This is a genomic window from Cylindrospermopsis curvispora GIHE-G1 (genome assembly GCF_014489415.1).
GTDB classification, from domain to species: Bacteria; Cyanobacteriota; Cyanobacteriia; order Cyanobacteriales; family Nostocaceae; genus Raphidiopsis; species Raphidiopsis curvispora_A.
The window spans coordinates 928,849-951,848 of record NZ_CP060822.1 but is presented as its reverse complement, the minus strand read 5'-3'; the positions used below and the strand labels follow the sequence as shown (position 1 = coordinate 951,848).

At 40.2% G+C, this 23,000-nt stretch carries 22 protein-coding genes and 1 pseudogene; 13 read left to right on the top strand and 10 right to left on the bottom strand.

What is annotated here, in order from left to right:
- Window positions 1-50: 50 nt before the first annotated feature.
- Window positions 51-1,691, top strand: coding sequence for a B12-binding domain-containing radical SAM protein (locus IAR63_RS04535; protein WP_187706750.1), 1,641 nt, complete (start codon window positions 51-53; stop codon window positions 1,689-1,691).
- A gap of 25 nt (window positions 1,692-1,716) precedes the next feature.
- Window positions 1,717-2,163, top strand: a complete 447-nt coding sequence (locus IAR63_RS04530) for an SRPBCC family protein (protein ID WP_006275691.1) — start codon at window positions 1,717-1,719, stop codon at window positions 2,161-2,163.
- A 226-nt stretch (window positions 2,164-2,389) separates the two neighbouring features.
- On the opposite strand, the gene IAR63_RS04525 is transcribed toward IAR63_RS04530, so the two are convergent.
- The 5 genes from IAR63_RS04525 to IAR63_RS04505 form a co-directional block, all read right to left on the bottom strand.
- Window positions 2,390-2,992: a hypothetical protein gene (locus tag IAR63_RS04525; protein WP_057177728.1), complete on the bottom strand. Its 603-nt coding sequence runs from the start codon at window positions 2,990-2,992 to the stop codon at window positions 2,390-2,392.
- A gap of 12 nt (window positions 2,993-3,004) precedes the next feature.
- Entirely contained in the window at window positions 3,005-3,763 is a 759-nt protein-coding gene (locus IAR63_RS04520) for a class I SAM-dependent methyltransferase (protein ID WP_006275688.1), read from the bottom strand.
- Window positions 3,764-3,800: 37 nt separating this feature from the next.
- Window positions 3,801-4,448, bottom strand: coding sequence for a hypothetical protein (locus tag IAR63_RS04515; RefSeq protein ID WP_057177730.1), 648 nt, complete (start codon window positions 4,446-4,448; stop codon window positions 3,801-3,803).
- Window positions 4,449-4,496: 48 nt separating this feature from the next.
- Window positions 4,497-5,579 carry a heat-inducible transcriptional repressor HrcA gene (gene hrcA, locus IAR63_RS04510; RefSeq protein ID WP_187706749.1) on the bottom strand — a complete coding sequence of 361 codons (1,083 nt, stop codon included), beginning with the start codon at window positions 5,577-5,579 and terminating at the stop codon, window positions 4,497-4,499.
- 285 nt (window positions 5,580-5,864) lie between these two features.
- A complete protein-coding gene (locus tag IAR63_RS04505) occupies window positions 5,865-6,212 on the bottom strand; it encodes a rhodanese-like domain-containing protein (protein ID WP_187707357.1) in 348 nt (115 codons plus the stop codon).
- Window positions 6,213-6,288: 76 nt separating this feature from the next.
- Here IAR63_RS04505 and IAR63_RS04500 point away from each other — a divergent pair, with 76 nt between their 5' ends.
- Window positions 6,289-7,950, top strand: coding sequence for a DUF3352 domain-containing protein (locus IAR63_RS04500; protein WP_187706748.1), 1,662 nt, complete (start codon window positions 6,289-6,291; stop codon window positions 7,948-7,950).
- Between the two features lie 111 nt (window positions 7,951-8,061).
- Window positions 8,062-8,835 carry a serine O-acetyltransferase gene (gene cysE / locus IAR63_RS04495; protein WP_187706747.1) on the top strand — a complete coding sequence of 258 codons (774 nt, stop codon included), beginning with the start codon at window positions 8,062-8,064 and terminating at the stop codon, window positions 8,833-8,835.
- Between the two features lie 90 nt (window positions 8,836-8,925).
- Here cysE and IAR63_RS04490 read toward each other — a convergent pair whose 3' ends face one another.
- Complete coding sequence (locus IAR63_RS04490) at window positions 8,926-10,824, bottom strand: sensor histidine kinase (RefSeq protein WP_187706746.1); 1,899 nt, start codon at window positions 10,822-10,824, stop codon at window positions 8,926-8,928.
- 73 nt (window positions 10,825-10,897) lie between these two features.
- Between IAR63_RS04490 and IAR63_RS04485 the strand changes: the two genes are divergently transcribed.
- Window positions 10,898-11,065 carry a hypothetical protein gene (locus IAR63_RS04485; RefSeq protein WP_187706745.1) on the top strand — a complete coding sequence of 56 codons (168 nt, stop codon included), beginning with the start codon at window positions 10,898-10,900 and terminating at the stop codon, window positions 11,063-11,065.
- Between the two features lie 192 nt (window positions 11,066-11,257).
- A complete protein-coding gene (locus tag IAR63_RS04480) occupies window positions 11,258-11,800 on the top strand; it encodes a hypothetical protein (RefSeq protein WP_187706744.1) in 543 nt (180 codons plus the stop codon).
- Window positions 11,801-11,808: 8 nt separating this feature from the next.
- On the opposite strand, the gene mnmG is transcribed toward IAR63_RS04480, so the two are convergent.
- Window positions 11,809-13,749 carry a tRNA uridine-5-carboxymethylaminomethyl(34) synthesis enzyme MnmG gene (gene mnmG, locus IAR63_RS04475; RefSeq protein ID WP_235678352.1) on the bottom strand — a complete coding sequence of 647 codons (1,941 nt, stop codon included), beginning with the start codon at window positions 13,747-13,749 and terminating at the stop codon, window positions 11,809-11,811.
- A gap of 84 nt (window positions 13,750-13,833) precedes the next feature.
- Here mnmG and IAR63_RS04470 point away from each other — a divergent pair, with 84 nt between their 5' ends.
- The 4 genes and pseudogenes from IAR63_RS04470 to nrdJ form a co-directional block, all read left to right on the top strand.
- Window positions 13,834-14,442, top strand: coding sequence for a hypothetical protein (locus tag IAR63_RS04470; protein WP_187706743.1), 609 nt, complete (start codon window positions 13,834-13,836; stop codon window positions 14,440-14,442).
- Window positions 14,443-14,619: 177 nt separating this feature from the next.
- Window positions 14,620-14,883, top strand: a complete 264-nt coding sequence (locus IAR63_RS04465; RefSeq protein ID WP_187706742.1) for a hypothetical protein — start codon at window positions 14,620-14,622, stop codon at window positions 14,881-14,883.
- 591 nt (window positions 14,884-15,474) lie between these two features.
- On the top strand, window positions 15,475-16,734 hold the full coding sequence (locus tag IAR63_RS04460; RefSeq protein WP_235678351.1) for a reverse transcriptase N-terminal domain-containing protein: 1,260 nt from the start codon (window positions 15,475-15,477) through the stop codon (window positions 16,732-16,734).
- Window positions 16,735-16,842: 108 nt separating this feature from the next.
- Window positions 16,843-18,873: pseudogene (gene nrdJ, locus IAR63_RS04455) on the top strand (ribonucleoside-triphosphate reductase, adenosylcobalamin-dependent); the annotation flags it as partial.
- A 25-nt stretch (window positions 18,874-18,898) separates the two neighbouring features.
- Here the strand turns inward: nrdJ and IAR63_RS04450 are convergent.
- Window positions 18,899-19,753 (bottom strand): DUF3598 family protein, encoded by an 855-nt coding sequence (locus IAR63_RS04450; protein ID WP_187706741.1) that lies wholly within the window; start codon window positions 19,751-19,753, stop codon window positions 18,899-18,901.
- A gap of 256 nt (window positions 19,754-20,009) precedes the next feature.
- Between IAR63_RS04450 and IAR63_RS04445 the strand changes: the two genes are divergently transcribed.
- Both IAR63_RS04445 and IAR63_RS04440 read left to right on the top strand, forming a co-directional pair.
- On the top strand, window positions 20,010-20,228 hold the full coding sequence (locus IAR63_RS04445) for a ssl0294 family protein (RefSeq protein WP_187706740.1): 219 nt from the start codon (window positions 20,010-20,012) through the stop codon (window positions 20,226-20,228).
- A 399-nt stretch (window positions 20,229-20,627) separates the two neighbouring features.
- Window positions 20,628-20,906, top strand: a complete 279-nt coding sequence (locus IAR63_RS04440; protein ID WP_187706739.1) for an RNA recognition motif domain-containing protein — start codon at window positions 20,628-20,630, stop codon at window positions 20,904-20,906.
- Window positions 20,907-21,082: 176 nt separating this feature from the next.
- Here IAR63_RS04440 and obgE read toward each other — a convergent pair whose 3' ends face one another.
- Both obgE and IAR63_RS04430 read right to left on the bottom strand, forming a co-directional pair.
- Entirely contained in the window at window positions 21,083-22,102 is a 1,020-nt protein-coding gene (obgE, locus tag IAR63_RS04435; RefSeq protein ID WP_187706738.1) for a GTPase ObgE, read from the bottom strand.
- Between the two features lie 60 nt (window positions 22,103-22,162).
- Window positions 22,163-22,831, bottom strand: coding sequence for a Mo-dependent nitrogenase C-terminal domain-containing protein (locus IAR63_RS04430; protein ID WP_187706737.1), 669 nt, complete (start codon window positions 22,829-22,831; stop codon window positions 22,163-22,165).
- 42 nt (window positions 22,832-22,873) lie between these two features.
- On the opposite strand from IAR63_RS04430, the gene IAR63_RS18630 reads away from it, so the two are divergent.
- Window positions 22,874-22,999 carry a hypothetical protein gene (locus IAR63_RS18630; RefSeq protein WP_268905684.1) on the top strand — a complete coding sequence of 42 codons (126 nt, stop codon included), beginning with the start codon at window positions 22,874-22,876 and terminating at the stop codon, window positions 22,997-22,999.
- The last annotated feature ends 1 nt before the right edge of the window (window position 23,000 follow it).

Here is a 23,000-nt window from a genome sequence, read left to right as displayed (position 1 = left end):
AAATATTGTGATATAGTGGTAACACCAGTAGAACAAACTATTGCACATCCGTGACATCATCCGTATTTGAGTTTGAACGTCTGTTATTTACCCCAGCTCAACCCACCACCAATCCTATCCCCGTGATTTTTGCCTTCCCCAATGAATACACTGTGGGTATCACTAGTCTTGGTTATCAGGTGGTGTGGGCAAATTTAGCAGTACGCAATGATCTGCAAGTAAGTCGCTTATTTACTGATGTGCAAGAACCCCTTCCTAGACAAGCGGAAATTATTGGTTTTTCCATGTCCTGGGAATTGGATTATGTCAACATCCTGCAAATTTTAGAGTCTTTGCAAATTCCCGTACGTGCAAGTCATCGCGGTTTGGAACATCCTCTGGTTTTTGGTGGTGGTCCGGTTTTAACAGCTAATCCTGAACCCTTTGCTGATTTTTTTGATGTGGTGCTATTGGGTGATGGAGAGACTTTATTAGAGAGTTTTATTGATTGTTATAAGCAAGTTAGACAAGCTCCTAAAAGTGTTCAACTTAGAACCTTAGCTCAAGTACCGGGAATCTATGTTCCCAGTTTATACAATGTTGAATATTCGGGTCAAGATGGGGAAATCAAGGCTATTTATCCCCTCGGGGTTGATATTCCTCCCGTTGTTCACAAGCAGACCTATAGAGGGAACAATCTCTCAGTTTCAACTGTGGTGACACAAAAAGCAGCATGGGAAAATATTTTCATGGTGGAGGTGGTGCGCAGTTGTCCCGAAATGTGTCGGTTTTGTTTAGCCAGTTATTTAACTTTGCCCTTTAGAACCGCCAGTTTGGAAGGTTCTTTAATTCCTGCTATTGAACGGGGTTTAAAAATTACTAATCGTCTGGGTTTACTGGGCGCATCTGTAACTCAACATCCAGAATTTTCTGACCTTTTGGATTATATTAGTCAACCTAAATATGATGATGTGCGATTGAGTGTTGCTTCTGTAAGAACCAATACGGTTACCCAAAAGTTAGCTCATACTTTAGCCACAAGAGATTGCCATTCCTTGACCATTGCTGTAGAAAGTGGTTCAGAAAAACTCCGCCAGATTATTAATAAAAAATTAGATAATCAAGAAATTATCCAAGCTGCTATTAATGCCAAAGCTGGGGGTCTATCAGCATTAAAATTATATGGCATGGTGGGTATTCCCGGTGAGGAACCTGAAGATTTAGATGCTACGGTGACTATGATGACAGATATAAAGAAGGCTACTCCTGGATTACGATTAACTCTAGGATGTAGCACCTTTGTTCCTAAGTCCCATACTCCGTTTCAATGGTTTGGAGTTAACAAGATTGCGGAAAAGAGGTTACAGTTTTTACAAAAACAACTAAAACCCCAAGGTATAGATTTTCGTCCCGAAAGTTATAATTGGTCTGTGATTCAGTCTTTGTTATCTAGGGGAGACCGTCGTCTTTCTTATTTATTAGAACTAACTCGTAATTTTGGTGATTCTTTAGGAAGTTATAAACGAGCATTTAAGGAATTAAAAGGCAAAATTCCCGATTTAGACTTTTACGTTCATAGTCACTGGTCACCCCAGCAAATCCTCCCTTGGAATCACCTACAAGGACCATTACCACCATCTACACTAATCAAACATCTGGAAATAGCAACTAATGATTTTCGTTCCCCTCCCCCAGTTAAAGTCAACAGGTAGAAAAAATTCAATTTAGGTTTTATTCATGTTACACTTTTCTCATTCTTCGATTATTAATGCACCAGTTCAAGTGGTTTGGGAATTCCATGAGAGACAGGATGTTTTGAAGCTCCTTACTCCTCCTTGGCAACCTGTGCAAGTGTTGCGTCGGGAGGGGGGACTCAATAAAGGTGCTATCACAGAATTTAGATTGTTTGTGGGGGTACTACCCCTGACCTGGTTAGCGCGTCATACTGAATGTGAGAAATATCGACTGTTTACTGATGAACAGGTGTCAGGACCTTTTGATTCATGGGTACATCGTCATGAGTTTATGGAAGAAAATGGTCAAACCAGATTAACTGATAATATTAAATATTCTCTCCCCGGTGCTGAAAGACTAGAATTAATAGGTGGGTGGGTGGTTCAAGTGCAATTGGAAGCAATGTTTCGCTACCGTCATTTTATTACTAAACGAGAATGTGAGGTCTAAATAACCATGTATAGCAGTTCCGAAAATTTACAGTTGCTCTATGATATAGATGAGAATTTATGGTTGGAAAAAACAATTGTCTTGCTCAAGGTTTTATGACTTGGATTTACAGCATTTGGTTACAGAAAACTAGATTTGAGGTTAGTTTCCCCCAAGATTGTCCTTACAGTTTAGAACAGCTTTTGAATCAAAGTTATTTTTAAAAACACAGGTATGCTGTTTATTATTAACAGTTTTTGATCATCCAAACCAAAAAACCTAAAATCACCTCCACTGGAGGTAAAGGATAGTCTGTTAAATCAATAGTAACAACGGAACCTTCCAGTTGTAAAAATCGCCATTGTGTACCGCTGCTAATACAACCATATACTGTGGAAACTTGTCGGTTACATGCTTGATTAAATCTCTGTGCAGCTACCATTTCCGCTATACATTGCCCAATTCCAACCTTTAAATCCGCCTTCTTTGCTTCTATAATTACCATAGCAGGTGCTTCGATAGCTAACTGCTCCGCTGATTTACTAATGAGAAAATCACAAAATCCAGTTAGTCCTATTCCAGGATCAACGCTAAATTCCTCCCCAGAAAAAATGCTGATCTGGCGATCAAATATACGCCTCAGCTCTAACAACACCGGGTTAATAATTACCTCAGAACGAGCTTTTTCCGTATCAACTGCGATCGCCCATGGGATATCTTCTAAAATTGCTAGCAATTTTTGACTAGGTACAATTGGGTCAATATCTGGGGGAAAAAACCGGACGCCTTCAGTAACTGTAAGGTCAAACTGTTCTTTGACTTTACTAAATGTGAACTGACTGTATGGCATAGTTCCTAGTCTCTAGCGATAAAAACACAATAGCTCTGTAGTATCTAAATTGTCACAATAAACCGGTGTGAAGTTGCTAAAACCCAGTTTTTGAGAGATGGTTTGAAACCAAGACTGAGTTTCAGGAAAATCACTGGATGAAATATGATTTTCTACCATTGTATACTCTTGGGGGTCAATTAAAGACCAGTCCCTTTTCACATTCCCTAAATAACGTTGTATATAACTTTCCCGATCTTCCTTTTCTCGACGGATGATGTCAATAAGGATGAAAACTCCATGGGGATTTAACAGGGTTCTGATATTATTAATTATCCGTTCTTTTTCCTCCGGTTGCAAATGGTGAAGAGCGAAGGATATGAGAACAACATCAAATTTGTGGGTTCCATCTTGGACTAAATCATTGGTGAATTGCCAACAGTCTGCTGACACAAGTTTTCTCTCGCATCCAATTAGGGCAATGTTTTGTTCAGCATCCACCAACGCAGCTGTGGATACGTCTACACCTGTATATTCAGTAATTTGGGTGTTTAATAAAGCTCCACTAGTGAAACTGGCATCCCCACACCCTAAATCTAGCATAGTAAAGGGTTTTGACCATTCAGCTAATAATTTGTGTAGCACATCATATATTTCCTGATGTCCCATGTAATTATTGTTTAATACCTTTTGATAAACTTCCCACTGTCTATTGAAAAACTCTTTAGCTGAGAAGCTTTCATCTTGACTAGGTTGTGATTTCTTAATATCTGTTTTTTCGCTGATCTGCATATATTTTATCTATTTTATCAACTGTTGACCTCCGGTATTATTGGGAGGTTGATTCTTTTATGGGTGGTCTAACACACAAATAAACCAAAGGACCAAAAAGGGGAATCAAGGCAAATAACCACCATAATCGATGATTGTGCCAACCCCGTCGCGTCATGTCATCTCCCAATAGTATGGGAAATAATAGACTCAGTAGCAAAAAATCCAGGGTCATTACATGAATAAATCTATTGGTTTGCCATTGATGAACAAAATCAAACCCATCCCCTCTCCACCCATATCCTACCAAAACCAGTGCTGCTAAAGTTAATAAAATTCCTGTCCATCGAGAGTCGAAATTTTTTAAAAACCAGTTTTTATCCCCCGTAAATTCTGGGTTTTCTGCTCTTAAAGCTAAATAGGGCAAAATGGCAAAAGCACCAACGCCAAAGGATGCAAACGCAAATGGCCAAGCCACTATTTTTTGTCCCCTTCCATCAAAAAACAAGACTGCACTATACACCAAAGGCCAAATTCCCATTAAATAAAATAGGGCGATAATCACAGGATTAATACCTTGCCAATTTCCTATACACAGGTTTTTGATTAGCTCTACAGTTAAGGGAAAGTTATCAGGGGGAGCAAGGAAAAAGGCGTAGCTGACAAACCCTAGCCATATTGCCAATAACATGATTCTTCTGAACATTTTCTCACGCCTCTACACACCAATTAAAACCATAACATCAATAGCAAATCAATAGTAGTTAAATGCTTCCGAAAGATATGCTGCTGCTGCTGCTACCACTGCAATGGCATTTTCATAGTCTAACCTAGTTGGTCCCAAAACTCCTACCCTTCCAACAGGTACTGTACCCCTACGATAACTAGAAAAAATTAAGGAGCAGGTTCTCATAGGTTCTAAGGGATTTTCTGTGCCAATGCGCACTGTTACCTTGGGTTGACCAGTTTCTTCTATCTCCGGTTCGTCACATATTAATTTCCATAGTTGTTCTTGTTCTTCTTCTAGGAGATGCATTATTGTTTGTACTTGCTGCACCTGGGAAAATTCCGGTTGTCTTAACACCTCTCCCACACCCCGCACCATAATTTGGCTAGTTGGTGGATTGGATGCACGCTTGAGTAATTCTGTCAAGGATTTTTTCAACAGTTCTCCATAACTTTGAAATTCTCGATCTAGTTCACTCCAATTCATATTGGCTAGATCTGATAAGGTATAGTTACGCAAGCTGGTATTTAAAAAGTTAGAAAGTATTTGTAGTTCTCTGTCAATCGTTTCTGCTTCCAGTTGATTTACACCCGATTCTGGGAATAAGTCTACCACTTTGGAATGGGTTTCGTATCCATCGGTGACCACAATCAGCATGACTTTTCCCGTTTCCACTTGTAAAAGTTGTAAGTGTCGGATTTGGGTAGTGTTAGCTTGTGGCATGGTAATTAGGGTAATACAGCCACTTAAAGTCGCTAAAATTTGCGCCGCACCCTGTAATAAGGCTTCCAAACTCCAATCATCCCAAGGGAGTCGCTGCTGTAAGGTGGATTCCACTTCTTTGACTAAAGCTGCTGACGGTTTCATCAGCTGATTCACATATATACGATAACCTGAATCCGAGGGAATCCTACCCGCAGAAGTATGGGGTTGGTACAATAAACCCGATTTCTCTAAAACGCCCATCACGCTGCGAATAGTGGCAGAACTAATACCAAGATCAAATTCTTCAATTAGAGCTTTTGAACCAACTGGCTCCGCTGTGGCAATGTAATGTCTTACCGTTGCCCATAGTATATGTTGTTGTCGATTTGTCAGCTGGACTTGCATAAAGTTTATTTTGGTGAAGGCGTATTTTAAGGGGTGGAAAAGTTCGTCTCACGACACGGACAAGGGAAACATAAAGGGAGATTAATTGTGATTAGTTATTACTTTAACAAACCTAAAATTTAACAAGTCTATAATATTTGTATTACTTATATTGGAGCATTCATATCCAAGTATTCTACCATCTTCCCATAAATTTTCTACAAAAGTTTGTGCTTGCTGATACAAAAAGCTACCTTTTAATGGGTAGCAAGATGATTAAGCACTTCCTATCTGTAAACACAGTGTTTAATATCGAGGTATGGAGTTATCCACCAAGAGAGAATAGGCATCTATCCCACCCACAATATTACTAACGTCCGTAAATCCCTGAGATAGGAGCCATTGGCACATTTGAGCAGATCTTGAACCATGGTGGCATAACACCAGGGTTTCCTTAGAAGTATCAAAACGGGTGGAAATTTCTCCTTGCCATTGATCACATTCACTCAGGGGGAGGTTGACAAAACCGGAAATTTGTGCTATTGCAACCTCTTGTGGTTCTCGCACGTCTAGTAACTGTAAATTTGAACCATCCTGGATTAAACGTTGTTGTAGTTCTTGAACTCGAATTTCTTTAAAAGATTGATTAGCCATCATAACATAATTGTTAAACTCCCAACTCAAATTATACTATATGGTGGCGACAAAAAAGCGGGAAAGTAGGTTAAAAGTGAATAATTTGAACGCGAATTATCAACGCTTATCTTTTGGTTGGATCTTGGCTGGTATTATTACTTTGCTGTTAATTGCTGCTACTGGCTTATACTGGCTCCCCCATGCAAGTAAGACTATTACCCCCATTTCTCAACCTGGGGCTAGTATGTTTGTTTCTCGAACATCACCTGCAATGATATCTCTACTAGTTAATCCCCAGGAGTTACAATCTTTAGACCGGGAATTTACTCAGGCGATCGCCAAATTATTGGCAAAAAATATAACTAATGATATTCAATCCTGGTTAGGTAAGGAAATTAGCCTGGTTGTTACCACTGGGGATCTTGACCGTAACCCAGATAATGGCATGCAACCGGGATATTTAATGATATTGGCAACGGAGGATCCAACTCGAAGCCGTGAGTTTATTAAATTATTATTTTCTCAACGAGCTTTATCAGGAAAAACACTAGAAGTTTCCAAATATAATGGCACAAAGTTAGTTTATGATCTGCCCGGTGAAAACAAGTTAACATCCAGTCAATTTTCGGGGTTTGAAATCAACAGTTCTTTAGCTGGTGCGGTTGTAGGTAAATATGTTTTGTTTGCCAATGATATCAAGGTTTTAAAAGAGTCAATTAATAATGTTCAAGCTCCCAATTTGAATTTACTCAGTTCCCCCAAATATCAAAAAGCTATTCAAGAAATGCCTAAAAATGCCCTAGCTCTGGGATATTTTAATTTACCGTATTTGGCAAAATGGCAAAATTTACATTTCCCAGGAACATCAATTTCTGCCAAGTATGATAGTCAGCTTATTTCTTTAGTATTAAATCCTGATGGTTTGTTGGTAGAAACTGGATTTTTTAACTCATCCCCGGTTCCTAAACGGGAACAAGCATCTATGGCAAGGTTAGATAATGCTGTGAGTTATCTTCCGGAATCTGTTGGTTTAGTAATTAGTGGCATCAATCTCCAGGAGGAGAGTGGTATAAATAAGCTTTGGCAACAGGCAACAACTACTATTTACGGATCCCCAACTATAGGTACTCGTAGGTTATTACCACATTTATGGGAAGTTCAAGAACAATTAGGAATCAGCTTGGCCGATGATATTTTCAGTTGGATAGACGGGGAATATGCTCTGGGGATTTTTCCCAGTTTGGAGGATAATACTCATTGGACTTTTATTGTGGAAAATTCCCCTAGTCTAATCCAGGGGATTGCTCGCCTAAATACTGTTGCTGTGAAACAGGGATGTAATATTAGTTCTTTCCAATTCAATGGCCAAACAATTTTTGCGTGGACAAAACTAAAATTCCTTAATAAAATTCTAGATACACAAATCATAGGTCTTCATACAACTGTTAATAAATATGAAATTTTTGCTTCCGATATTTTAACAATGCAAAAAATCCTCACCCATGAGGAAAATCCCCTGACCCAAAACCACCAATTTAACACAGCTGCTGGTCATAGATCACAAACCAACCAGGGTTATGTGTATATTGATTGGCAAAAAAGTCAAAGATTTCTAGAAAGTCAACAACCCCTAGTTCCATTGGGGGAATTGTTCGCTCAACCACTTTTTAAAAACTTGCGATCGCTCACAATTAGCAATTATGGTCACAATCCAGGGATGTGGAAAGGTGGAGTGTTTTTCCAGGTTAAAGATTAAAGACTTTGAGCCATATTTGCAATTTGCAATATTTTTTAACTACGGTTGAAAATATGGTTCAATCTATGATTTAAAATAAGGAAGTAGCTTATTGTTTTGGATAATATTTTGATGCTGTCTACACTGCGTGACGATTTTCGTATCATCTTTGAACGGGATCCAGCTGCTCGCAACTGGTTGGAAGTTTTATTTTGCTATCCAGGTTTACAAGCTCTCATCTTCCATAGAATAGCACATACCCTACATACCATGGGTATTCCCTTAATTCCCCGTCTCATTTCCCAGATAGCTAGATTTTTCACGGGTGTGGAAATACATCCAGGTGCGGTAATTGGTAAGGGAGTATTTATTGACCATGGTATGGGAGTTGTGATTGGAGAAACTGCCATTGTGGGTGATTATGCTCTTATATATCAAGGTGTAACCCTAGGTGGTACGGGTAAGCAAAGCGGTAAACGTCACCCCACCCTGGGAGAAAACGTGGTTGTTGGTGCGGGTGCTAAGGTGTTAGGTAATCTCCAAATAGGTAGTAATGTTCGTATTGGTGCAGGTTCGGTAGTACTCAGGGATGTACCATCCAATTGTACTGTTGTTGGTATACCAGGGAGAATTATCTATCGTTCAGGGGTGCGTATTGCTCCCTTAGAACATAATAATCTACCCGATTCTGAAGCGGAAGCAATTCGAGCTTTAGTTAATCGTATTGAAATGCTAGAGGAAGAAATCAAAAATCTCAAAGACCCAATTCCATCTCTCCCTAGTTACCTGAAGACCTCGGTTTTAGTGGGTAAACTAATAGCAGATCAAGAATCACCTAGGGAACAGAAACTCTGTCATATTCGAGATAAAGCCATACAGGAATTTTTGGATGGTGCGGGTATTTAGTTATAGGTAGCGAATCCGGGGATGGTTGAACACAAACGAATGGAATCTGAAGATATATAGCGCGTCAACCAACCTGGGTCGACCTAACTACTAATGAGCAGGTAAAAGAGAAATATCTATAAGTGGTAAAAGAATCTTAACCGTTGTTCCCCGATTTAAACCCAAACTTTCCAAAGTAATTTTCCCCCCCATTAATTCAATCAAATTGCGGGAAATAGCTAATCCTAAACCCGTTCCCTCAAATTTGCGCGTGGTACTACCATCCACCATCACAAAGGGACGAAATAATTTTTGCTGCTGCTGTGGATCTATACCTATACCAGTATCCACCACGGAAATAACCACATATAACTTACTATTTTGTTTGATAATTTTAGTGCCAATTGTAATACTTCCTTCCTCAGTGAATTTAGTGGCATTACCAATAACATTGATCAGCACCTGTTTGAGTTTGATTCTATCACCTTTAATAGGGATAACTTGCTCTAATATTTCACATTTTAATTGCAGTCCCTTCTTTTGCACGTTGACTGATTGTAAATTAATTACTTCTAGTAATAATTGGCGTAATTCCAATGGAATCATCACCACCGAAAGTTTACCAGCTTCAATTTTAGAAATATCTAGCAGATCATTAATAATCCCTAAAAGATGAATTGCTGTATCATCAGCTTTTTTTAAAAACTCTAATTCCTCCTCCTTATCATCACATAAACCATCTCTCACTAAACGCACACAGTTAATAATAATATTCAAGGGATTTCTCAATTCATGGGATGTGTTGGCTAAAAACTGACTTTTGACGGTGTTAGCTGATTTAGCCTCTTTCCAAGCCATTTCTAACTCTTCTGTCCATGCTTTCAGTCGCTCCACCATTTGATCCAATGCTTGAGCTAATTGATTAAACTCCTTAATTCTAAAATTGCGCGGAATTGGTTGTACTGCATGATGACTGTGAATATTTAGAGCATAGTCCCTTAACTCCTCTACAGGATTTGCTAACAAGGGTGCCAAATACAAAGAAACCAATAAACTAGCACCTACTAAACCAACTGTTAAGGCAATAAGTATCAGTTTAATCTGATCTAATCCTAAAAGAGCATCTCTAACACTAGCAACAGCTAATATCACCCATTTTTCCTGTCTTTGTTTAGTAATGGGATTGGGAATAGCTGTATACCCAGCTACCGAGTCCTCTCCGTCGCTAAAATAAAAATTTATGGAGTTATTATTACCCTCAAGAGCATCTTTAATAACTCCTTTCAGCTGCTGCAAATCTGTATATTTATTAATATTAGTTCCTATGGTTTCTAAAGATGGATGGGCCAGAATAGTCCCGTCTTCACTAATCACTACCAAAGCACCAATGAGAGAACCTCGTTGATTTTCCATTTGTCGGTGTAGCGTGGTTTTGATAATTAAAACATAAGCCAAATTTCCCCGCTGATTATACACTGGTGCTGACAAAACTAATTCCAATTGGTTTCCTGCAGGACGTTTACCAGTAATTCCCGATTTCAATGGTAAAACTGGTGTAATGTGAACCTGATGATTAATTCCACCAAGAAATTGACTATTAATCCATGACATATTATTTTCTATCAAAGGTTGATCGCCACAGCTACTAGCAATCACCGGATTCCTGTCATCCCTATTATCAAGATGATTGAGTTGAATACAATCAATTTGATTGGGCAATAATCTCTCTATTTGTTTGATTAATTTTTCCGCTTCTATAACTGACCCGGATTTTATCGCTTGAGTCTGAGTAGCTGTCAGTAAATTTGTTTCTAGGGTGGCGATCGCATCTGTAATTTTCTCTCCTTTATTAATCGCACTATCAATTAAATTTTGCCGAACATTATTTAGCAAGCTTGAACGTGCTTTGTTCAGTGCGGCTATTTCCCCAATTAATAAAACCGGAACAAAGACCAGTAATATTCTGGTTACTAAAATTCGTCTAAAGGAAGATTGACGGAGTTTAACCATCGCAGGACTCACTTCCAAAAATGTGTACACTATTAGGCAAAATATATCTAGGTAACCTAGGATTGGGTGAACTATGACGCCACATCCTCCTCATACCACAGCGGTTTTGGTCATGAGTACAGATGGCAAAATAGCCAACTTTAACCCTTCATACCTACGGTACAACACTTGCCATATCAGATTCAACACTGCTGCAACGCCAGAAAAATTAAAAATCTATCTCTTGAACCAGTTCATATAGTGCTTTCCAGTTCTGGCAATTTTCATCCGGATATTAAGTTTTTTCAACAATCGGTTGAATGCTGGTTAATTAATACCCCTCAAGGTGCTATCTTTTGGCAAGGACGTTAATTCTCCGTATTTTCAAGTGTGTTCCCACCTTGTAAATACCGACTTTAACTTACACGGCTTCTACTGAGAGTGTGTCAAATTTATGTCTCAACAATTGCCCGCACCCAACCAATTCGGGAAATTATCCACCGAAGCTCAATTAGAAGAAAAACTAATGCAGGATGTGTTAATACTATTATCTAGTATGTTACAAAGGGAAGAGTCCACTATTAAACTAATCTTGAATTGTCTTTATGACATTGGTGCTAATAATCTGATTAACCAAAAGTTTCGCTACGGTACTATAAATAAGCTGTTAAAATGGATCTCGAAAACATCTAAACCCGCATTTCGCATGATTGCTTGGCAATGGTTCAAAAAAAATTGCCCCCAACTCATTGCTGACTGGTTACATAGCCAAATAGAGTTTAAACCCCCCCAACCTACACCCTTAGCAAGTCCTAGAGTGGAAGTAATTACAGATGCTAATTCCCTACCTCCCATGACTCAAGACCAAATTTATGAAGTTAACCATGAAGTAACACAACTCCGCTCCCAGGTCAAACTATTAAGGGGCATTTTGGTTGGTCTAGCTACCGTATTAACCGCTAGTTTTATGTGGGCTGGCTATATAATAGAACATTAACTCCATCATTACCAAGGGGATGTAGTCAAATTTTGTCTAGTTTCCAGATAGATAAGTAGGGCATTAATGTCAGCAGGATTAACTCCTCCAATGCGCGATGCTTGTCCAACCGTGAGAGGTTTAACCGTGGTGAGTTTTTCCCTAGCTTCTTTAGAAAGAGTGGTAATAGAATCATAATCCAAATTGGGGGGTAGATGGCGATTTGCTTGACGAGCGATTTGGTCGATTTGGTTTTGCTGTCTGGCTAAATACCCAGAATACTTAATATCTATTTCCGCACCCTCCTTTTCCGCTGCATGGAGATGGGGATTACCAAGTCCGTATCTTTCCAAATCAACATAGTGGATTTCCGGACGACGCAACAGATCTGCCAGGGTGATTGAACCCTTAATAACCTGTTGAGTATGTTGAGTAATCAACCTACCAATATCCTCATGCTCCTTAATTCTAGTGGAATGGAGTCTTTCCTTTTCCCCAATAATGTGTTCTTGTTTTCTAGTAAACAAATTCCATCTTCTGTCATCAATTAGACCTATTGCTCTTCCTAGGGGGGTCATACGTTGATCCGCATTATCAGATCTTAGTAACAACCGATATTCTGAGCGACTGGTGAGCATGCGATAGGGTTCTCGTAAATCCTTCGTGCACAAATCATCAATTAAAGTGCCAATATAACTTTGTTCCCGGGGAAAAATCACCATTTCTCGACCTTGGGCAAACTGAACCGCATTAATTCCCGCCACCAATCCTTGAGCAGCTGCCTCTTCATAACCCGTCGTGCCATTAATTTGTCCGGCACAAAAAAGCCCCTCTATTTTCTTAGTCATTAAAGATGGGTAGCATTGAGTTGCGGGTAAGTAGTCATACTCCACAGCGTAAGCTGGACGTAACATCACACATTTTTCCAAACCGGGAAGACTTCTCAACATGAGAATTTGCAAAGTTTCTGGTAATCCCGTGGAAAAACCCTGAATATAGAGTTCCGGTATATCTCTTCCTTCCGGTTCAATAAATATCTGATGACTTTCCTTGTCTGCGAACCGGACTATCTTATCCTCGATGCTGGGACAATAACGAGGACCTTTAGCATCCACCCAACCCCCATATACGGGAGATAGACCCAGATTTTCTTGAATGAGACGATGGGTTTCTGGAGTAGTGCGGGTCATGTAACAGGGAATTTGCTCTTTTTCTACCCATACTTGCGGGTCAAAGCTAAACCAACGGACTTCCCCATCTCCCGGTTGGATTTCCATTTTGCTGTAATCTACAGATCGCTTATCCACCCGAGCGGGAGTTCCAGTTTTCAATCTTCCAGTTTCAAAACCCAAGCGATGGAGGGTGGTCGTTAAACCCACTGCTGCAAATTCTCCTGCTCGACCAGCTTCCATGGATTTATTTCCTACCCAAATTCTCCCTCCTAAAAAGGTTCCTGTAGTTAAAATCACAGCTTTACATGCAAAAGCCACACCAAAATAGGTTTCAACCCCAATTATTTCATCGTTTTTGCCCAAAACCAAGTCGGTTACCATACCTTCCCGAATGGTCAGGTTCTCTTGGTTTTCCACAATTCCCTTCATCACAGTTGCATATTCGCGTTTATCAGTTTGAGCTCGTAGGGCCCAAACTGCTGGTCCTCGGGAGGAGTTCAGGACTCGTTTTTGCAGGTAGGTACGGTCTGCCATTTTAGCAATTTCCCCACCTAGAGCATCTACTTCATGGGTGAGTTGGGATTTGGCTGGGCCTCCCACCGCTGGATTACATGGTTGCCAAGCGATTTTATCCAGATTCAGGGTTAACAATAGGGTAGGACAACCAAGACGAGCAGCAGCTAAAGCTGCTTCACAACCAGCATGACCTGCACCTACTACAATTACATCATAAGCATCTTGAAATTCAATGTTATGGTGATTATTATTTCTAATAGCATTTTGAACGGTAGTTTCCATAATCATTATGGTGAAAAAATATTGGGGGATTTTTAGTTGGTCTTTAGTTGGTGTTTTTAATTGTAATTATATACCGTGAAGAAAATGGCCTACAGTGATTTTAGTTTAACTCAATTTAGAAATAAATTTCACATTGAAATTAATGAAGATCCGGATTTATTTGCCCATGTCAACCCCGTGGAACCCAGTGATAAATTAATCAGCACTCTGGCGGAAACTATGGAAATGGCCCTAGCAATCAATACGGAAAAAGCGCGATCGGAATTCATCATCACCCCCATTTTGCTGGAAGTACGACGCAGGGCCAATTATCAAATTAGTCTGTTTTCTGGCAGTGATTTCAATGTGGACCCTGAACAAGGTTTAACTGGCTATTGTGATTTTATTATCAGTCTCTCTCGGGAGCAATTAATTATTAATGCTCCTGTGGCAGTTATTGTCGAAGCAAAAAATGAGAACATTAAAGCTGGTTTGGGTCAGTGTGCAGCTACCATGTTAGCAGCCCAGCTGTTCAATGAACAGCAACATAATGGATCGTCTGAAATTAAAACCATTTATGGAGCCTTAACCACAGGGGACATTTGGAAATTTTTGCAGTTAGTAGAAAGCAAGTTACTGATTGACCTAAACAACTACTATATCAGTGATCTCAATAAAATCCTAGGTATTCTCTTGGAATTAATTGTACTATAGCACTATCAGCGATCTCGCCAGTGCTTCGCGATCGCACCATATAGCAAGAGACATAAATCTGTAACTTACAATACAAAAAAATAGAGCATAAAGTGGCAAATTTAGCAATCTTTGATCCTAAAACTACTTGAGGTTATAGTCTTAATCTGTTAGTCAGTAAACCTTATCCAACTAATTATGGTTCAAGAGCTGAAACGTCCACGCCAGAGTGCGTCCTTTCCCGAAACTGCTCCCGCAGCCAATCCTGTGTTTTTCAGGACCTATAGCCGTCGCACCCAAACAGGATTAAGAGAATCCTGGAGCGACCTATGCGATCGCACTTTAAAAGGACTAGTAGAGTTAGGAAAACTCAACTCGGAAGAAACTGCACTGTTAGAAAAAATGCAACTACAGATGAAAGCCTTACCGAGTGGAAGATGGTTGTGGGTTGGTGGTGTGTGATTCGTTGAATCGAAACCGGTTTAATTGAACCGGGGGATGATTCGGTGGGTTCAACAACCGAACCCAGATAACTGTATAACCTTATAGGTGATGTGATAAACACAGAGTCCTATCCTCCAAGCGTGGGAGTGAAAGCATTTCCCCTACCTAAAGACTGGTAATCAAAGGGTAAAGCGGGGAAAAAAGCTGGTAACGCCAAACCATGAGGTGAATCCCAGCGAGCAGGAGTGCATGGATAACGAAAGTGAAGGTACATCAAACAGTCGTCACCCAGCAAGTAGCGAAAACAATGGTTGATACGCTGCTGTCAAAAGACAAAGAGACATTAAGGAACCCAAAAGTACCACCATGAAGGTCACGCTTTCCTGTCTCCGGCTGAGTAGTGCCATCCTAAACACTCAAATCAATGGTTATACGGAACGAAGTAATTTTATTAGCAGCTCTTTCCCGGGTCGATAGGAGAGTAGGAACCAATCCGCAAGCTCTAATAAAAAGAGATGGAATCAGAAGCAAAGGTCTACCTGTAATGGGTATGAATAAGCTGACAGATTCCCGATGATTTGGAAGATAGAGTTTCACATAGCAATAAAAATGACTAAGACACGGAAAAAACCGATGGTGGTATGGGCACAGATAAACTGGCGTAAGCTAGAAAGGGCTGTGTACAAGTTGCAAAAGAGAATTTATCAAGCCTCTAGTCGGGGAGATGTTAAGGTAGTGCGTAAACTGCAAAAGACCCTGCTCAATTCCTGGTCTGCCAAAATGCTTGCTATTCGCCAGATGGATAAACAAGCACGACAATTATTGATTAAGATGGCCTTAGAACCTGAGTGGGAGGCTAAATTTGAGCCTCATAGTTATGGATTCCGACCGGGTAAAACTTATATGGATACCATAGTGGCTATTAAAGAGGCGATGAGGTATGGTAGCAAGTATGTTCTCAGTGCCAACCTTGCCCAACACTTCGAGCAAATTAACTACGAAAAGCTATTGAATAAGATAAACACTTTTCCAAAACTCCGTAGGCAAATAAAGGTAGGAATGAAATTGGGTGTGTACAATCTTAACTCATGGTTATTAAATCAAGAGATAACCCATCCCGGTAGCTTACTTTCTCCACTTTTAGTCAATATTGCTCTCCATGGTATGGAAAAAATCGTCCGAGAATATAGCAAAACTATTCCAGGTAAAAAAGAGGAAATAACCTTGATTAGACATGGCAGTGAATTTGCACTGCTAGATTCTGAATTTGATCTAATCATCAAAGCTAAAATACTGATTGAGAAGTTTCTGAGTGATCTAGGTATACAAATCAACTTGGAGCAAACTCTCATAAGTCACACCTGGAAAAAGGGTACAAAATCCCCTGGGTTCAATTTTCTGGACTTTAATATCCGCCAATATGGAATCAAAACCCACTCCCAACCACAAAGGTATCAAACTTTCATCCAGCCCAGTCAAGAAGCAATTAAAACCCATTATGGGGAAATAGCTCAAGAAATAGACAAATTTAAGTCTTGTCAATCCCAAGTAGACTTAATTAAACGACTAAATCCCATCATTACCAGATGGAGTAACTATTATTTCCCTGTTAATAGTGCTAAAACATTCCAAAAGCTAGACCACCTAATGACATTAAAATTAATTGCCTGGATGAAGGCCAGACATAATCACAAATCCACCAAACAGTGGGTCGAGAAATATTTTGGCTCCAAAGACCAAGGTAATTGGGTATTTCGTGCGTTTGAAGAAAATCAACCTGTGTACCTCACCTACCATGATGAATTTCTCAATGCTGTCAAGCAGTGTGACACCCATACCAAGACATCAAACCCAAATTGGTACTCTTAAAAGAGCCAAATCATTGAGGAGCCGTGTGATGCGAAAGTATCACGCACGGTTCTGAAGCCGAGTCATATTGGAGACAATGTGGCTTAGGGTAATACAGAATGGTTAAGAAAGTCGAAAAATTTTTCTGGAGCTTATAACTGCACTTCTACAAACCTAATAGATTGGCAAGCATTTGGTTTAATGATGGATCTGGCCATGATGGGTTGTGGCACAGGAGCAGTAATTGAACCCGAGTATATTAATCAATTACCCCCCATTCGTAATCGGTTACAGGTGACCATTGAGGGGGAAATTGGCCACACTCCAGAAGAAGACCGTCGGGAGTTTACAGAAACAGTTATACAAGGTAATCAGGTTACTATTTACGTAGGAGATAGTCGAGAAGGTTGGGTAAATTCCTACCAAACTCTTCTGGAACTCTCTACGGATATACGCTTTACCGATGATGTTCAGGTGTATGTAAATCTTGATGATGTGCGTCGCTCCGGAGAAACCCTCAAAGGGTTTGGTGGTGTTGCCAACCCAGTCAAATTATCGGGACTATATACTCGTTGTGCTTCCATTCTCAACAAAGCTCTAGGTAGACAGTTAAATTCCGTCGAATGCTGTTTATTAATAGACGAAGCTGCCGTATCAATTGTTGCTGGCAATATTCGCAGATCTGCGGGTATGAGACAATTCATTGCAGAGGATGAAAACGGGGCAACAGCAAAAGATAATCTATGGAAACAAGATGCTCAAGGAAACTGGAGCATAGATCCAGAAAGAGATGCTTTGCGCATGGCCAATCATACTCGAGTGTTTCATCACAAACCCACTTTGGAAGAATGCCTTGCATCTGTTCAGAAACAGTATTATAGTGGTGAAGGGGCGATTCAATGGGCTGGTGAAGCAGTAGCTAGAGCCAACATTGATTTACTCAAAACGCTGGAACTAAAAAAACAGTTTCTGAATGCTTATAACCAGGGACAAGCCAGAACATGGATAAAAGAACATTATCCAGATATGGACGATTCCGAACTGGAACATCGTTTAAGTAGATATGGTTTAAACCCCTGTGGTGAAATTATTGGTGCTGACTTCCATTGTAATTTAGCAGAGGTACACTTAAACCAAATTGATCCTGATAACTATAAAGAACAGGAGGAAGCCTTTAAAGCAGCTGCTATATCTGTAGCTGCCCTATTAAATCACAAATTTCAGGAAACCCGCTATCAACATAGTCGGGAATTGGATCCTATTGTTGGTGTTTCCTTTACGGGACTGTTTGACTTCTTTGTTCATGCTTTTGGGGTGAAGTGGTTACATTGGTGGGAACAGGGAAGACCAGAAACCCAAGAAGGACTAATATTTAAACGGGGTGAGCAAAAATATCTCAATAAATGGCGAGAAATAGTACATCAAACCGTTTGGGAATATTGTGATAAACATGGGATTAAAAGGCCCAATCGTTGTACTACGGTCCAACCCAGCGGCACAAAATCCTTATTAACAGGTGCTTCTCCTGGTTGGCATCCCCCCAAAGCGCAACGATTTATTCGTCGGATTACTTTCCGTAAGAACGACCCAGTAGCTCTAGCTTGTTTGGATTACGGGTACAGTGTCATACCTTCACAATCTGATAAAGACGAACAGGGTAATTTACTGGATAATCCCTTTGACCCCCGTTGTACAGAGTGGTTAGTGGAAATACCCGTAGCAGTTTCTTGGGCAGATTTACCAGGAGCAGACAAAATAGATGTATCTAAATTTTCTGTTTTGGCCCAGTTAGATTTTGTCATGGAGGTGCAAAGATGTTATACTACCCATAACACCTCAGCAACCTTAGAGTTGAGATCTGACGAAGTAGAATGCTTAGGAACTCGTATATACGAAGCTATCCAGAAGGATGAAGGGTATATTTCAGCAGCTATATTGGGAAGGTTTGATGATATTCAAACTTTCCCTCGTCTACCCTTTGAACCCATAGATCAGAAAACATATCAGATGTTATCCGCTCAGGTAAAGTTGCGCCGGAAAACGGAAGATTTTTGTCAAGCTTTAAGTCGTTATGATTTAGGTGAATTAATAGAATCAGGTCCAACTGCTTGTGATTCTGACAAATGTATGTTTCCCGAACAGCTTATAGAGAAGTTGTAGGTTTGCGGGGAGGTGGATACAGCTATCATGCCATTTTGATTTCCACTATATGGCTGGAGCTGATCCATTCTCCCTGAGCATTATAACTACGAATCAGTCTTTGCCTTTCCGTATCTTTGACTAACCAAGCTGCTTCGGTAAAAAACTCTTTTCTCCGCTCCAGTTTGGGGGGAAGGTTGCTAGACACCCCGTCTGGCAACAGTACTTCTTCATAGTTCAAGTTTTGATTAGATTGTTGTTTGGATGATGGTGCAAATATCAGTCTGTTGTTTACTATTTTACCTAAAAATATAGTTTCCTCCCCAGCAAACAATTGCTGTTTTTCTAAATACCCATTATCTAGTCTTTTAATTTCCAAGTAAGTTGTTTCTTTATTAGATGGTCTTAAATCTGAGTAAACTGTATGGGATATTCCTTGCCACTTACCGATTAGCTGCTCTACGGTTAATTGAGGTCTTTCCTGTGCATCTGTAAAACTACGAAACTCCCTAATTAGTGTTAAACCAATTAATTCACCCTCTTTATTATATAATTGCACCAAACGAGACCTGCGGTTCTCATGGACAAAACCATATTCCGCACCAAATTCAGCAAAGGGTGCTAGTTGTACAGTTCCCTTAGAAAAAGCACCCGTTTCAAAAAATATGTTCTCTTTAGCTAGGGAGGTATATTCCTGTTGGTAGTCTTGAATAACAGGACTATCATAATCATGACCTTGGAAACGCCGTAGTCTAAACAATACGGTTTCGTTGTTATTAATAGCCTCTAAGTTTAAAATACTTAGAGTAGAATCCAAAATCTCTCCCTGACTAGAAATGCGAGTAAATGAACCTCTCCACTCCCCAGCATTTTTAAGAAAATTCCGCCAATTGGTTAACATAACCTCATCCGCTCTATAAGATCTACCCAAATACCACCTACTGGAACCATCCTAACATTTACACCATGCTGATTTTTTAATACTAGATTGATTGCCATAACAACTGCATTCTGTTAATATTACTAGTGGTAGCTTTAGCCAAAACGCTATATACAGTGCCAATGGCTAAAAGTGAGAACTGCCTAGGCGTTCTAGCTCGCCCCCTTGCGAGTGACTGCGGCTATAATAAGTTTTTACATTATGTGTGGAGAGTGTAATGTTTATAAGTGAATTATCGCCCCTGTTTCAAGAGCTAAGAGAGCATCCCGTTTCCTTTTTCAGTGGGTTTGTCTCTGGACTATTACGAATCAATCTGGCTGAGGATCCTGTAAAAACCTGGCTGGATAAACAAACCTCCTCATGTCAGCCCTGTAAAAGTGCCACTGATGACCAAAATGGAGCCAAAAATAAACCTCAGCAAATTTCTATTGATTAATGAAAATCCAGAAATATGGACATGATGGGTAAGCGTTATAGCTCCCCTTTGTGCAGGTGCTTAAACCATATTTTTGGGCTATTTTTCCCAAACTACTTGCCATTTTGAGTAGACCAGTGTAAAATACATGGGTGGTCGGCATGAGGCATCGGCAGACTTTAAACGGACGTGAGAGCAACAATACTACTTAGGTAGCAAGTTGTGGACAATCGTCAAGAATCCCTGATCTTCTAGGTCAGTGCTTGTGTCAATATGTTAATGGATGGCTGTGTTTGGTGGTGTGGCAAATCTGAGAGCGTCTAATCGGCTTCCTACTTAGCCATAAACCAACGCTAAAAAATTGCCAGGTTGCATTTTTTTACGAACCATCCCCCTTTGTTGAAAATTACGTGACTCACAATGACTATCTACATTGGAAATCTCTCTTACCGCGCAACTGAAGCAGACTTAAAAGCCGTGTTTGCAGATTATGGCGAGGTAAAAAGAGTTGTTTTACCTACTGACCGCGACACAGGAAAGATGCGCGGGTTCGCTTTTGTTGAAATGAACGAGGATGCACAAGAAGATGCTGCCATATCAGAATTAGACGGTGCAGAATGGATGGGTCGTCAACTAAGAGTGAACAAAGCTAAACCAAAAGAGGATAATAGACCAAAAAAAGGACATTCCAAAGGATAGTCAGAGGACAAACTATAAAAATCTCGGCACTCTTAACACTACCAACACTACCAATAGCATACAAGCAACAGCACGTTGTTGCTCCTAGATATCTCCAGAGGGCTTTGCTTCCGTGAGGTGTCTAGGGTTCGTTCAGGGTGGGTGATATTAGGTCTACCATCCATATTTTTTCGTCTTTATGTTTCTGCTTGAATAGGATTAATCTGATCTAGTACTTGCCATATTTCTTGCATCATGGCATCTAGTCCTGTGCGAGTGACAGCGGAAATAATAAAAACTGGGGCTAGGGATAGGTGATTTAACCTTATGGCTAGTCCATTTAAATCCACAGTTTCTTGATCCACAGCATCAACCTTGTTAAGAGCTAAAATCTGTGGTCGTTTAGCCAAACCTCTGTCGTAGGCTTTGAGTTCCGCTTGGATAGTGTGATAGTCAGCAATAACATCTTCACTGGTACTATCTATGAGATGTAAGAGGATCCGGGTACGTTCGATGTGACGTAAGAAGTCATGACCTAAGCCTGCACCATTGGATGCGCCCTCAATTAGACCTGGAATATCAGCAAATACCGTACCATCACCCGTGGGTTTTTTCACCACGCCCAAATTGGGAATTAGAGTAGTAAAAGGATAATCAGCGATTTTGGGACGTGCAGCAGACAGGGAAGAAATTAAAGTTGACTTACCAGCATTGGGTAAACCGATAATACCGACTTCTGCTAACAGTTTTAACTCCAAGCGCAAAACCTTTTTTTCTCCTTCCAGACCGGGGAGTGAGTATTCTGGGGCGCGGTTGCGGTTGCTGAGAAAGTGCTGATTTCCCAGTCCACCCTTACCTCCTTCTGCTGCGCGAAACCGTTGTTGTGGTTCCACTAAATCACATAATAAACCATCCGTTGTTCCATCATAAATAGCAGTACCGCAGGGAACTTCCACGATTAAATCTTTGCCACCAGCACCCGTACAATTATTGGGACCTCCACGACCGCCATTTTCCGCTTTAAATAAGTGTTTGTATCTAAAGTCCAATAGAGTTTGGAGATTGGGATCCGCCACAAAAATTACCGAACCACCCTTCCCTCCGTTTCCACCGGAAGGACCACCTGCTGGGACATATTTCTCCCTGCGGAAAGCCACAATACCATCACCACCTTTACCTGCTTCCACCTCAATAATTGCTTGGTCTATAAATTGCATAGTAATAACTACTTGGACATTTTGGACATTATTTGCCATGGAAAACCATTATAGCCATCTCTAGATGTATTTGGAAATATCCTCCTGACAATCATCTGCAAGATAGGACAAAGCGCGGAAGCGTAACCCAACTAATTGTTCATAGAGGGGGTTGATTTTACACATGGGTGGAATGTGGACTATTTTTTTGCCAAAAAGCGTAACATCCCTTTCAAAAGGACATTGGGAAGGAATCATGTTGCACAAGAATCTAGCCAATCGGTGATCGTGAATTTCCAGTCTATCTAACCATTCCCGGAGCGGGTGTAATAAGTCTAGTGAGTTTATTTTGTTTTCTGGGACTTCATCTTCCAACTCCCTATTTTCTAAATTTTCTAAAGTGTGTTGTAAACTGTTGAGTATGTGGGGATCCAATTTTAACGCTCGACAAAACTGTTTTAATATTTTTTCCTCACTGGGAGAATATATTCCATCTGCGATCGCCACCATTACTGCTGTTCGTAGGAAATTTTCCGCTGCTGGAGTGGATTCCCCTAGCATAGCTGCTAGTTCCTCGGGTGTAATGGTTTCTAGGGACTGGAAGTTAACACAAGGAGCTAGTTGGTCTTTGGTAATACTGTTGATTAGCTCTTGCTCCTGAGTATCAAAATTACCATCAGCCCAAGCAATAGTTAGTAGTCCACGTAACCAAACTGCGATTTGTTCTCTGGTATAGGGAGTAGCACTCATAAAAACTCACGCCCAAAAATTTTTAGTTAGGTCATTCTCATTATGACTGTTTCTGAACCTGTGGACAATTATCCGTGGAGATCATTATTGATTTTTACTTCTTTTGGTGTTCAGTTTTTAAAAACCATTGGTTCCTATGTTGATAACCAACTGGTAATTATTGACTAGG